This window comes from Streptococcus sp. CF7_Ac1-8, from assembly GCF_024295435.1.
In the GTDB taxonomy this organism is placed as follows: domain Bacteria; phylum Bacillota; class Bacilli; order Lactobacillales; family Streptococcaceae; genus Streptococcus; species Streptococcus mitis_AP.
Genome location: NZ_JANCPI010000010.1, coordinates 14,189 through 26,864, shown reverse-complemented (window position 1 = coordinate 26,864; position 12,676 = coordinate 14,189). Strand labels below are relative to the sequence as shown.

Here is a 12,676-nt window from a genome sequence, read left to right as displayed (position 1 = left end):
CTATTCCATAAGAGACCTCATTTTCTTTGTAAATCCAGCATCTGTTACAGCCAAAACCTTTCTCGATTTCCCGACTGCTATGCTTAATTCCAGTGTTGAAAACACGGTTACAATTTCTACTTGATAATAGTGACTTTTATCTTGAATCTTCTTGGTCAGATTGGGTCCAGCATCATGGGCTAGAAAGACCAACTTGGCCTTGCCGTCTTGAATGGCCTTGACGACCAATTCTTCACCCGATATGATTCGCCCTGCTCGTTGAGCAAGTCCCAAGAGATTACTTATCTTTTGCTTATTCAAGTCCTAACTCTCTTCTTTTCACTTTGTGATCCACATAAGCGATCAACTCATCATAAAAGCTTTCTTCAACTTCCATGTTAAAGCTGCGGTTAAAGACCTTCTTCTTTTTCGCCTCTAAGGCTTCTGCATTGTCTAGCTTGATATAAGCACCGCGGCCGTTGGCCTTGCCTGTCGGATCGATAAAGACTTGTCCTTCCTTATTTTTGACAATGCGGAGCAAATCACGCTTATCAATCACTTCATTGGACACAACAGACTTGCGCAAAGGGATTTTTCTCGTTTTCATCTTTCCCTCCTCTAGCAGCTTTTATTCTTCGATAGTATCGTTTTCTGATCCCAAATCTACCGAACCAGCTTCTTCCATGGCTTCAAATTCGCTAGCAGACTTGATATCGATACGGTAACCAGTCAAGTGAGCTGCCAAGCGAACGTTTTGCCCACGACGACCGATAGCAAGAGAAAGCTTGTTATCAGGAACAACCACCAAGGCACGTTTGCTGTCGTTTTCATCAAAGATAACTTGGTCAACCTCAGCAGGAGCGATGGCATTGTAGATAAATTCAGCTGGGTCTGCTACCCACTCGATAACGTCGATGTTTTCTTCGATTGGTACCATACGGTCACTCTTAGCGTCATAGCGAGCTGGGTGGAACTTGCTAGTGATTTTCTTGATGTTAGCTCCACCACGTCCAACGATTGTACCGATAGCGTCCACGTTTGGATTATGGCTGCGAACGGCAACCTTAGTACGGTCACCTGCTTCACGAGCTACGCTCATGATTTCAACAGTTCCATCATAAACTTCTGGAATTTCTTGCTCCATCAAACGTTTGATCATTTCTGGATGGCTACGGCTAACAAAGACGTTCACACCACGAGGGTTGTCTTCAACCTTGTAGACATAAACTTCGATACGATCGTGGGAAGCAAAAACTTCACCAGGAATTTGGTCTTGTTTTGACAATTGGGCTTCGATGCTGCCAAGGTTGACATAGATGAAGCGGTTGTCAAAGCGTTCTACTGTACCAGACATGATTTCTTGCTCATGTTCTTTGTAAGTATTGTAAGTAATGGCACGTGTTTGCTTGCGCATTTTTTCCATGATGGTTTGTTTGGCAGATTGAGCTGCTACACGACCAAACTCAGCAGGTGCTTCTTCAAACTTGATTTTGTCACCAAGTTCATAGGCTGAATTAATGGCAAGAGCATCTTTCAAGCTGATTTCCAAACGGCTATCAAATACTTCATCAACAACTTCACGGACAGTATAAACTGTAAAGTCACCTGTTTTTTCGTTGAAATCAATAGCTACGCTATCAGATTGACCATAGCGTCTGCGATAAGCGGAACGAAGCGACTCTACTACTGCGTCGATGATGTCTTCTTTTTTGATTCCCTTGTCTTCTTCCAAAATGCGGAAGGCCTCTAGCATTTCTTTACTCATGTTTTCTTCACTTTTGAATCCTCAAAAGCTATCCTTTCTTTTTCTATAATTTAACTGCTAAACGTGCTTTTGATACTAAACTGTATGGAATTTGAACGGTTTTCTTACGCGTCTTGTCCATATATTCCATGGTCAACTCGTCCTCTTCAAAGGCCACTAAGATTCCTTCAAAAACCTTTTGCTTATCGATGGCTTGGTAGAGCCCGACATGGATGTATTTCCCAACCGCTCCAGCAACGGCATCCTTGGTTTTTAAAGGACGTTCCAATCCTGGACTGGTGATTTCTAGGAAATATTGTTCTGGGAAGGGATCTGGCTTGATAGTATCTAGGACAGGACTGATTATTTCTGTCAAGTCTGCCGTGTCGTTCAAGGTAATTCCTTCAGGTTTATCTACAAAAATACTGAGAATCATGTCACTGCCAATCTTTCCATACTCGATATCCACGAGTTCGAAAGGTTCTTGAATGACAGGTTCTACAACTTCTCTGACTAATTCTATGATTGTTGCGATTACGTCCACCTCCTCATAAGCAAGAGGCGAAGATATTTCCTCGCCTCACTTTTCATATTCTTGTTACAAGTATAACACAAATTAAGCTAACCTGCAAGGATTTGACCTTGAAGCTTTTTGTCTGAACTTACAAGACTACACTTTTCTTTTACTGCGCCTCTTCTAATAAGCCCAAGTCGTATTTCCAAGTTAAAATACGTCTGACAGATTCATCAATACGTCCTTCTGTCAACTCTCCAGAGGAAATTTTCTTTACTAGATAAGGGATCTGGGTTTGATAGGATGACCCTAGAATCAGGTCATTTCCAGCTACAATCACTTGAAAAGCAGCTTCTTCCTGACTGACAAAATCGGCTATCCCTGCCATATCAAAATCATCCGTCATAATGACACCTTTGAAATGCAATTCCTTACGAAGAAGGTCCGTGATTTTTGGGGAGATGGATGACGGCACTGTGTCGATTTTAGATAGGATATTGTGAGAGACTAACACACTATCCGCCCCTGCATCTATCCCAGCTTGAAAGGGAAGAAAATCTGCTTGTCTTAATTCATCCAGAGAACGGTTGTCTTGGATAATAGCGGTATGACTGTCTCCATTATCGCCATATCCTGGAAAATGTTTCAAGGTTGACCCAACCTTACTCTTTTTAAGTTCTTCTACAACCTGTTGAACATAGCTTGCAGTTGTTTGGGCATCTTGTCCAATCGTTCGATTATAAATGAAGGCTGATTGATTCCTTGCAAGATCTGCAACCGGGAAAAGTCCAGCATTGATACCAACAGATTTTAGCAGTTCCGCCTTTTGCTTCGTATCAGAAAGCACTGCGTCCATTCCCCCTTGCTGATAAAGTGCCATAGGAGATTGAAAAGGAGTTTCTAAAATCGAACTGATACGAGTCACTGTCCCTCCTTCTTCATCTGAACCAATCAATAAAGGAATCTTTGCAGCAGCTTGGTAACCCTTTGTTAAAGCCTTTATATCCTCTATGCTTCGTCCCTCAAAATCTCTGCCAAATAAGATATAACCAGACAAATGATAGGATTGGAGATCTTCTATCTGATGATCAGAAGGAACTCTGACCCAAAATAATTGTCCCACTTTCTCTTCCAAGGTCATCGTGGCTAATCTGTCTTCGATAACCTTATTTTCCTCTCCTTCACTGGTTTCAATAGTTGTTTCAGTTTTTTCTGCTTGCACCTCTACCTGTCTATGTTGTTGATAATCAGAAAAAATCAAACTACCTATCACAAGGAAAAAGAAAAGATAGAATGCAAGAGGATTTATACTATTTCTCATAACCTTTTCATTATACCACTTATCCGGCCGCAAATACACACTTAGCAAAAACTACCTGTTTGAAAATTAAACTAAAAGGACCTAATTCTGTTCAGTACAGAACTAAATCCTTAGAATATATGATTCGTTTAACTTTTTGAATGCGAAACAGTTTTTGAAATCCCTTTAGATTAAAACTGAGCCTCAACTCGGTAGATAACTTGCCCCTTGTTGGAGAATTTCTGCTCGTATTCTGTCATGACATTGCCTTCAAAATCACTGGCATGTAAATCGAGCCAAACACCATTGAGCTTCATGCCATATTGAGAAAAACTCACTAGGCTGTACTCAAACAAGCCACGGTTATCCGTTTTGAAATGAATTTCTCCATTTTCAGGTAAGATACGCTTGAAGGTATCCAAGAAAGTCTTGTAGGTCAAACGACGCTTTTCATGGCGTTTTTTAGGCCATGGATCTGAAAAATTCAGATACAAGCGATCAATTTCGCCATCTTCAAAGTAGTCAGTCAAGTCAGAACCATCTACCCACAAGAGCTTGATATTAGGCACTCCAACTTCAAGGACCTTGTCTAAAGCATAACTCAAAACAGACTTTTGAATATCAATCCCGATATAGTTGATGTCAGGGTTTTGCTTGGCCATACCTGAAACAAAGGCACCCTTTCCACTTCCAACTTCCACATGAATGGGATTGTCATTGCCAAACAAGTCCCGCCATTTCCCCTTGGCTTCCAAGGGATTGAGGACCACATACTGGGGATTTGCTTCTAGTAATTCTGTCGCCCCTTTACGATTTCTAACTCTCATCTTCTCTTTCCATACTTGTCTCGGAAGTGACGCAGGCCATGAATCTCCCGATTGACATTTTCTAAATCTTGGTTCATATAATACTTGGAAATCTGGCTCAAATAAGACAATTGACCGTACCAATACAATTTATTTAATACCGTTTGATTGTACTTGTAACCGTAGTAGGTCAACCATTCCTTCCACTGATGTTCTGGAATATAATGGCAGAGCATATGGGCCACATCAAACATGCGGTCGGTCAAGCGAACCGAATCCCAATCTACCAAATAAATCAAGCCACTGTCTGTCTCAATCCAATTACTATGTCGTACATCTCCATGGACAATAGTCGCATGATCCTCTCTAAATCCTGGAATAGTCTGACGTAAATCAGCCATCACTTCACTGATAAAATGATTTTTACGCAAAGCATCTGGAGCCGTTTCTTGCCAAGACTGTAGTAAATCTACAGGTGTTTCCATGGCATATCCCAAACGACTCAACTGTGTCATCAACGGACGTGAGCGATGCAGGCGGGTTAAAATATTGACGATTTGTTTACGATTCATATCATAGGGGGTCAATATTTTGCCTGTCAACCATTCTTGAGCACACATATCACGCCCATCTGCCAAACGGCGACTCCATAATAATTGTGGAGCAATTTGTTCTCTAGCTAGACCAGGTAGGATTGGAGAGGTGTTCATTTTTACAAAGATGCGCTTCCCATCAGGATAGCTACCCATATAAGCCTTGCCACTCTTCCCAGGTATGGGAGTCAGTGTTAGCTCATTATCACCCAAATCCATTTCTTTCCTCCGTATAAAGTTTCCTTACTATTCTACTAGTTTTTGCCCTATTCGTCAACCGCTCCACACCCGATTCTAAAAGAAAAGCATCTGGATTGGCTTGGGTATCATTATAGAAAGAAAAAGGTAAGCACAATCTCCTACTTACCTTTTCATAATTTTTATAAATAATATAAAAGTGGCCAACTGTTGTAAAACATGTGGACTAGAGTAGAAACCCATAAGTTTTGGCTCTTTTTATAAGCAAAGCCCAGTAACAAGCCCCCAAGTAGATAAAAAATAAACGAAGGGACATTAGAAGGTCCATGCATGAAAGAAAAGAGAGAGGAAGTTAGCACAAGCCCTAACCAAGAATTGTCAAAAACGGCACCTTGAAGAAGTCCTCTGAAAATGAGTTCCTCCTGGATGGGACCAAAAACTGAGGAAGTCAAAATCAAAGACAGAGAAATTCCTCTGCTGACTTCCGCCAAGTGTTGAACTCCTGCGCCAGAAGAAACAGCGAAGAAATGAATATAAACTAGCGTCTCAAGCAGACTTAGAAGAAAGATTTCAATGAAAAGCAAAAGTTCTTTCTTGCTTAACATCCCAAAAGAAATCATTTCAAACTTTCTAGCATAAGTAACACTCATCGAGGTTACAAGAAGACTTACAATAATCAATTCAGATTCATTTTGAAAAAAATCCCCATGGTTAATCGTATAAGGAACTGTAATGACGATTAGTAGTACTAAAAATCCAAAACAAAAGGCATGAAATTTATCAAAAAACTTCATAAAATTATCCTCCTCAACAAACAAACTTCCCTACAAGTCATCCTTTAACTCTAGTCTTTCCAAAACAAACCATTGTATACTCTTCGAAAACCTCTTCAAACCACGTCAACGTCGCCTTGAATTATATATGTGACTGACTTCGTCAGTTCTATCCACAACCTCAAAACACTGTTTTGAGCAACCTTCGGCTAGTTTCCTAGTTTGCTCTTTGATTTTCATTAAATATAAGTTAAGAGTGGCAAACTGTTGTAAAACATATGGACTAGAGTAGAAACCCACAAATTTTGGCTCTTTTTATAAGCAAAGCCCAGCAACAAGCCCCCGAAAAGATAATAGCAAAACGAAGGAATATCATAAGGTTCATGCATTAAAGAGAAGAGAGAGGATGTCAGCACAAGCCCTATCCACGAATTGTCAAAAACCGCACCTTGAAGAAGCCCTCTAAACATGAATTCCTCCTGGATAGGTGCCAAAACTGTGGCACTTACAATAAAGGAAAGCGAAAGTCCTTTACTAGCTTCCTCAAGATGTTGAGCCGAAGCACCAGAAACAACTGAGAAAAAAGCATGATAGCTAATACTTACCAGCACAGTGAGAAGAAAGATTCCAATGAAGAGCAAGAGTTGTTTCTTGCTTAAAATCCCAAAAGAAATCATATCAAACCATTTAGCATAGCCAAAACTAAGGAAAAGCAAGAGACTCTTTATAATAATGAATGTGTACTGGTGTTGAAAATAATCCCCTTGATTGACGGAATATCCCGCTGCACCAACGATGGCAAATACTAAAAATCCTAAAAACAAGGCATGGCACTTATTGAAAATGGCCATAAAGCTATCCTCCTCATCAAACAGACTTCCCTACAAGTCATCCTTGAGCTCTAATCTTTCCAAAACAAACCATTTTAGCAACCAAAATCCGACCACATAGCCAGCCCCTAAGAAGATAGCCATTAAAGATAACATGGGATTTAGGAAATAAAAGACCACCACAGATACAAAGGTTAGCACAAAAACATTAAAAGCAATGGTGTCAGAAGCCAAGACTAGAATATAAGGTGTCAGCCAGTCTAAGGTTTTGGAATCTAGGAAAAATAAGTGTTTATACATGATGACCTCCTCTATGGCTGAAAAGCAAGTCTTCTGGTTTTTTACCCCAGAACCCTGTGTAGAAAAGTGAGCAAAAATGGTAAGTTTGCGATGATATTATTAACAATATGAATCGAATAAGAAGGATAGATGCTCTTCGTATAACGTGTCAGCCATGCATATAGACAACCCACTGCCGTATAGACAAAAATATCTGCGAGACTTGGCAAGCTAGAAAAGTGGGGCAAGGCAAATAAGAATGACGGAAAGAGAAGATCCAGCCCCCACCTCGAATTCTTAAAGAAGGCATGTTGAAGCAATCCCCTAAATACCAATTCTTCCATCAGAGGTCCTAGTACGATTAAGGTTAGGTAAACACCAAACTCCGCAAAATTTGTCTCACTATAGGCAATAAACAAATTCCACCCTTCATTGGTTCCCTGAACGTGTTTAGCTGTCAGATAGTTAAAGCAGATAAGTACAACAGCGGCTAACACCGTCAGAACAGAATAGCTCAACCACTTTTTCCTAGGGATGCGAAAGAGATAAGCATGGCCCGACCCGATCAAAATCCAAACCATCGAGCCGATAAAGAGAAGGCTGATGATGTTTCGAATCCAGATAAGATTTCCTACCCAAGACGAGAACTCCCAATAATTGCTCCAAAATTGGGTTGTCCAAAACAAGCCAAAAAACAAAAACAAATAAGAAAGAATGGCACTCGTTTTGAAAAGAATAGAGTGTCTTTTCATATAACTCCTCCTACTATGACCTACCCTTGCCAGGCTCTACTACTGCAAGATTAAGAAGACAGTTTGTTCTTTTTAAGGCTAACCTGACTACTAGACAATAGATATATTAAGGCATTAAAAACAATGAAAATATGGCCATAGAATAAAATCAACCTCACATCTAAACCAAGATAAAGTTTGACCATTAAAAAGATGAGCAAAAGAATTTGAAACCATACCGTTTTTCCAAAAATAAATTTAAAGCGGTTTTGGATGTCTACTTCCTTGATTTTTACCGCCACCCCTTTATTAGCAAGAAGGAAAATTCCTGCTTCAAACAATCCACTGTAGAGAACAATCCACCCAATCGATACATTAGAGATTTGTAAAAATGTCCCTAAAAGAATATTCAACATACTACTCAAAAAAATAACAAGAAATAATCTGTATTTCATATTAAATACCTCCATTCATTTATTTCACGAACGATTTAATAGAAGCTTCTAATCAAAAATTCTGTCAAAAAAGGAAGACAAACTACTTTTTATAATACTTCAAGCCCCAAATGAGCAAAAGCATGATAAGCAAGCAGAGAATAGCGCCAATATAGGCAATTAGTTGTTGATAGGATTCTCCTGCTGTGATACCTCTATACAAACAAATAATAGACATAAAACCTGTCAAGCCGATATACATGAGTTGATTGGTTCTAGGACTAACCAAATCATCATCTTCAAACTCTCTTATCCTCATTTCCCTAGTCAGGTAAACAGTGACCAAAATAGAAGCCAAGTTAATAACCACTAAGAGAAATTGGAAAACCAAGGAAAAGTGTAAAAACTGACGAGATAGAAATAGATAAGTAGAGACAAGCAAGGGCAACTGCCCTAGGAACAATCTCGCAAGGAAGATATTCCGTTTTTTAGCAAGAAAAGTTTTCATTTCTTTGCTCCTTTCTTTTTAGTTAAAGCAACATAGATCATAACCGCAATCATATAGGCTATGTATAAAATAGCTGATACCAAATACTCTCCCTAAGCGGATAAAGAAAGATGGACATAATCAGATACAGAACGAAAATGATCAGTATTTTTTTCTTCATAAGATTTCCTCCTAAATGTGTGCTTTATCTTAGTTGAGCAAGAACCTTTACACTGCTAGTATAGCGCTCATTTTGACCTTGGAACAATCAAATCATAAATGGTCATCAAAACATCTTGAATTGTAAAAAATTTAAAAAAGCAAGCATGAAAAACATACTTGCACTAAGGAAATTTAACAATGTAAAAACTTAAAATCGAAAGCTATTCACCCTTACTTCCGTCTGTTCTGATAGATTCTCATGATTGCAACAAGGATAGCAGCTGTCCCACTTGCCAAAACCAGGAGGGTAATGATAATGTTGAGAATTTCAGGCGTACTCTCTATTCTGTTGATAAGACGGAGTAGAGATATAACTGCTAACTGAATCAGGAGTATTGATTCTACTCTTATCAATGAAGTCAGTTGGTTTTCAACTGCATATAAAAAGGCTGGTAGCATAACACAGGCTATAGCAATCACAAACAGATTGCTCCCTGTTTCTTCTCCCTTGTTCACCACGGAAATCATGAGAAGATTCGATGCTATGATCAAGGTAGAACAGATGATAAAAAAGGATTTCTTATTCATATAGGATACCTCACAAACTAGAGTATATATTATTTTTGGTTTCTGAATGATATTCATTATTTTGGTAAGGAGAAAGTTCTTTGTTCAATTCAAGATGTTTCAATAACCATTCAAGATTTGGATTAAAATTTTTTAAAAATAGTACTATACTAAACTTGTCACATTTGTAACATAGCAAGAATCTATATTCGGAGGCAAGTAATCATGAAAAATAAGATTTATTATATATCCAATATTTTTTATGGAATATTACTATTTTCTATTGGATTAAAATCAAAAGTATTTATTTTTAGCAGTTCAATGTCCATAACTTTAATAACTCTATCTATAATAGGATTATTAAAAACTAAAAATAAAAAGTAGAACCCCCTCCCGATAGTTGATGATAGAGAAAATTATTTCATACAAGCAATTTACTGTAACTCAAAACTACTTTGATTAACTATTCAACCATACAGACCGAGTAACAAGAACTCTCGGTCTTATTTTTTATCATTCTGTATGTATTATAGTAAACACCTGACGAAAGACTTGATTTTGGCAGGTGGTATTTAGACTAGTATTGGGATGGCTTTCCACAATTTTCATGACGGTATAGAGACCAACTCCTCTCTCCTCCCCTTTAGAACTGGCTCCAAAGGAGAAGATTTCAGAAATATCGATGCTCTCTTCTTTGATGGAGTTTTCAATGATAAAGGTCTCCTGTGCTCCATTTTTTAAAAAGGCAATTGAAACATGAGGTTGACTGGCCTCTGCACTGGCTTCAATGGCATTGTCACAAAGGATAGACACAATGGTTAGAAAATCAAGCAGGCTCATCCCCTCGACCTGAATCTCCTCAGGAACTTCGACATTAAAGATAATCTTCTTATCTCTGGCTTTTAGAAATTTCCCTGCTAGGAGACTTTTGAGGGCTTTATCACGAATATTCACCAATCGACCAAGGTCATATTTATTGTCCTGCAATTTTTCACTAGAATCCTTTAAGACCGAATCGTAGACCTCTTTTATCTGCTCCATATCCTCCTCTTCAATGCCCAGACGTAAACTGGTCAAGAGGTTGGTGTAGTCATGGCGAAAGCTCCGTACTTCCTTGTAAAGTTCCTCTATATGCCGACTATAGCGTTCCATATCTCTGTAGCGCAAGGCCTGCTCTTGGTCCAATCTCTCATGGAGTTTGTCCTTCAAATAGGTATCCAATTTCTTAATAATTCCCATAAAAAAGAGCAAGTAAAAGACTAGGATGAGATGGCGAACAGTCTTTGATTGGATATCGTATGCATATTCAAAGTAAGACAGATTTTCCATGACTAGAAAGTAGGCCCCCATTATCCAGTTAATCTTAGTCAGGGACTTTTGAAAAGCTTTATCGAGAATCTCCTTTCTCAAACTAGTAAAATCATAGTCCAACCATTTCAAAAAGGCTAGAGAAATGAAGAAATTGAAAATCATTATAAACACCCAAATAAATGAGTATTTGTCATTTATTTGCCCTTGGTCTAAAAACGGAAGCACAAAATAAGAAACACCTCTATAAAAGAGATTCACCAATATCATTGGAAAGAGACCATAAAAGAAAAGGAGTTTTTTAGGAAGGCCTCTTAACAATAAGAAAGATAAGCCGATGCCGTACAAGGGTACCACAAAATAAGATAGGTAAGTATTTCCTACTATATAGTTAATCGTTACAAAAACGACTGCTAAAAGTAACTTAAAAAGAAAAGCTTTAAAAAATCTCTCCAGAGTTAGAACAATTCCATCCACCTTAAAAAATATAAACAATTCCAATCCAGCTATCAAAAATGAATATACTATCTTCCAAACTATTTCCATTACATCACCTCACTTAGTGTAAGTTATTGATAGTCTCAGACACTTCCCTGACCTTATAACGCGCTATCATACAGCTTCCACCATTGGGAAAGTAAAGCAGTTTTTCTTTCTTATCCAAACGAACCACATTGGCAGGATTGATGAGAAATGAGCGGTGGCACTGCAAGAGACGGGGTTCCTGCTTGAAAACCTCCTCTAAACTCGCTGTAAATTCCAGCCTATCTGTCTTGGTATAGAGAATAACACGATGGGCTCTGGGCGATGTTTCAAGGTAATAAACCTCTTTAAAAGGATACTGGAATTGGGCAAATTTTGATTTAAAGTAAAAACAATCTTCCGCCAGACTTTTACTATCTTGACTATTGGCATAGAGGAGGGCTGTCTCGATACGAGATTCAAACTCCTCTGCTGACAAGGCCTTATCAATGTAGTCCAGAGCAGACACTTGGTAGCGAAAGGACAGGGGCATAAACTCTGAGTGAGTCGTCACAAAGACAATCAGGGCATAGGGGTCTCGATCCCGAATCTTTCTAGCCACCTCTAGACCCTTCATCTCCTCATTTCGAATCTCAATATCCAAAAAGAATAGCTGATGGGCTCCCTTCTCATGCACCTCTGACAGCAGCTGGTCTGGTTTGCCAAAGACCTCAAAGGAGCTGGGAATGATATGATGTTCTTTCAAAAGTTTCTCAATCGTCGTTTCAATCCTAGTCTGTTGGGAAAAATCATCTTCTAAAACAAATATTCTCATCTTCTTACTCTCCTTGTTTTAATTTCTTCCTAAAAAGAGAATAGCAAAAATACTATGATACAAGCCCACCAAATCCTAAACAGGCCTTTAACGCTCCTGAAGGGTGTCTTGTTCCTCAAATAAGCATGATAATCTTACCACTATTTTATCATAAAATCTTAACAGTACCATTCAGGAAATTTCAAGGACAATTAAAGATTTGAGGCTGAAAAAAGAGATAAAAGTGATAAACTGACAGTATCAAAATACAATTGCTAGAAACAAGACTAGCACCCAGATTAAAGGAGGAATTCTCATGACAGATACAGACCCTATCAAAAGAGCTCAGACTTTGATAACTGACTTAAACAAAGCCTATCAAGCATGCAAACAGGCAACCGCTGACGACGTCCGCTTTCAGGAGCAATTAAACTCTATTCTTGGCTTTCTAGCCAAGGCTGAAACAGTGGATAATCGAGTCTTGATTGAACTGGAAAAATTTTACCAGACTTCCAGTCTTCTCATGGGACTCAGCGCTCTTGATCCAGACGCTCCTACTCGCGCCGCTTGGCGAGCCTATGACCGCTTCCACTTTGACCAAGTCAAGACCAAGTTGAGCCTCTACGGACCAACCATTATCCTGTAGCAACTAAAAAGAAGCTGAGACAAACGGAACTCAACTTCTTTTTTAGTGT

General features: G+C 38.9%; 17 protein-coding genes. 1 reads left to right on the top strand and 16 read right to left on the bottom strand.

Annotated features, from left to right (window positions below; genetic code table 11):
* The 16 genes from NMM26_RS06330 to NMM26_RS06255 form a co-directional block, all read right to left on the bottom strand.
* On the bottom strand, nucleotides 1–300 hold the full coding sequence (locus tag NMM26_RS06330; protein ID WP_001041390.1) for a YlxQ-related RNA-binding protein: 300 nt from the start codon (nucleotides 298–300) through the stop codon (nucleotides 1–3).
* Nucleotides 293–586: an RNase P modulator RnpM gene (locus NMM26_RS06325; protein ID WP_000857560.1), complete on the bottom strand. Its 294-nt coding sequence runs from the start codon at nucleotides 584–586 to the stop codon at nucleotides 293–295. The genes NMM26_RS06330 and NMM26_RS06325 overlap by 8 nt, the downstream gene beginning before the upstream one ends.
* A gap of 21 nt (nucleotides 587–607) precedes the next feature.
* Nucleotides 608–1,744, bottom strand: a complete 1,137-nt coding sequence (nusA, locus tag NMM26_RS06320) for a transcription termination factor NusA (RefSeq protein WP_000032286.1) — start codon at nucleotides 1,742–1,744, stop codon at nucleotides 608–610.
* A gap of 43 nt (nucleotides 1,745–1,787) precedes the next feature.
* Nucleotides 1,788–2,267 carry a ribosome maturation factor RimP gene (gene rimP / locus NMM26_RS06315; RefSeq protein WP_254754026.1) on the bottom strand — a complete coding sequence of 160 codons (480 nt, stop codon included), beginning with the start codon at nucleotides 2,265–2,267 and terminating at the stop codon, nucleotides 1,788–1,790.
* A gap of 139 nt (nucleotides 2,268–2,406) precedes the next feature.
* Nucleotides 2,407–3,558, bottom strand: a complete 1,152-nt coding sequence (locus NMM26_RS06310; protein WP_254754025.1) for a glycoside hydrolase family 3 protein — start codon at nucleotides 3,556–3,558, stop codon at nucleotides 2,407–2,409.
* A 170-nt stretch (nucleotides 3,559–3,728) separates the two neighbouring features.
* Nucleotides 3,729–4,364 carry a tRNA (guanosine(46)-N7)-methyltransferase TrmB gene (trmB, locus tag NMM26_RS06305; RefSeq protein ID WP_001266095.1) on the bottom strand — a complete coding sequence of 212 codons (636 nt, stop codon included), beginning with the start codon at nucleotides 4,362–4,364 and terminating at the stop codon, nucleotides 3,729–3,731.
* Entirely contained in the window at nucleotides 4,361–5,155 is a 795-nt protein-coding gene (ccrZ, locus tag NMM26_RS06300; RefSeq protein ID WP_000362999.1) for a cell cycle regulator CcrZ, read from the bottom strand. Before ccrZ ends, trmB begins: the two co-directional genes overlap by 4 nt.
* A gap of 161 nt (nucleotides 5,156–5,316) precedes the next feature.
* On the bottom strand, nucleotides 5,317–5,928 hold the full coding sequence (locus tag NMM26_RS06295; protein WP_254754024.1) for a CPBP family intramembrane glutamic endopeptidase: 612 nt from the start codon (nucleotides 5,926–5,928) through the stop codon (nucleotides 5,317–5,319).
* A 218-nt stretch (nucleotides 5,929–6,146) separates the two neighbouring features.
* Entirely contained in the window at nucleotides 6,147–6,758 is a 612-nt protein-coding gene (locus tag NMM26_RS06290; RefSeq protein ID WP_033681343.1) for a CPBP family intramembrane glutamic endopeptidase, read from the bottom strand.
* Between the two features lie 30 nt (nucleotides 6,759–6,788).
* Complete coding sequence (gene blpZ, locus NMM26_RS06285; protein WP_000276515.1) at nucleotides 6,789–7,037, bottom strand: immunity protein BlpZ; 249 nt, start codon at nucleotides 7,035–7,037, stop codon at nucleotides 6,789–6,791.
* Between the two features lie 41 nt (nucleotides 7,038–7,078).
* Complete coding sequence (locus tag NMM26_RS06280; RefSeq protein ID WP_254754023.1) at nucleotides 7,079–7,768, bottom strand: CPBP family intramembrane glutamic endopeptidase; 690 nt, start codon at nucleotides 7,766–7,768, stop codon at nucleotides 7,079–7,081.
* A 50-nt stretch (nucleotides 7,769–7,818) separates the two neighbouring features.
* Nucleotides 7,819–8,202 (bottom strand): immunity protein, encoded by a 384-nt coding sequence (locus NMM26_RS06275; protein ID WP_254754022.1) that lies wholly within the window; start codon nucleotides 8,200–8,202, stop codon nucleotides 7,819–7,821.
* Nucleotides 8,203–8,284: 82 nt separating this feature from the next.
* Nucleotides 8,285–8,689, bottom strand: coding sequence for an immunity protein (locus NMM26_RS06270; RefSeq protein ID WP_254754021.1), 405 nt, complete (start codon nucleotides 8,687–8,689; stop codon nucleotides 8,285–8,287).
* Nucleotides 8,690–9,061: 372 nt separating this feature from the next.
* Complete coding sequence (locus tag NMM26_RS06265; protein WP_254754020.1) at nucleotides 9,062–9,418, bottom strand: hypothetical protein; 357 nt, start codon at nucleotides 9,416–9,418, stop codon at nucleotides 9,062–9,064.
* Between the two features lie 492 nt (nucleotides 9,419–9,910).
* Nucleotides 9,911–11,251 carry a sensor histidine kinase gene (locus NMM26_RS06260; protein WP_254754019.1) on the bottom strand — a complete coding sequence of 447 codons (1,341 nt, stop codon included), beginning with the start codon at nucleotides 11,249–11,251 and terminating at the stop codon, nucleotides 9,911–9,913.
* Between the two features lie 13 nt (nucleotides 11,252–11,264).
* A complete protein-coding gene (locus NMM26_RS06255) occupies nucleotides 11,265–12,002 on the bottom strand; it encodes a LytTR family DNA-binding domain-containing protein (protein ID WP_254754018.1) in 738 nt (245 codons plus the stop codon).
* A gap of 295 nt (nucleotides 12,003–12,297) precedes the next feature.
* Here NMM26_RS06255 and NMM26_RS06250 point away from each other — a divergent pair, with 295 nt between their 5' ends.
* On the top strand, nucleotides 12,298–12,627 hold the full coding sequence (locus NMM26_RS06250) for a hypothetical protein (RefSeq protein WP_004261043.1): 330 nt from the start codon (nucleotides 12,298–12,300) through the stop codon (nucleotides 12,625–12,627).
* The last annotated feature ends 49 nt before the right edge of the window (nucleotides 12,628–12,676 follow it).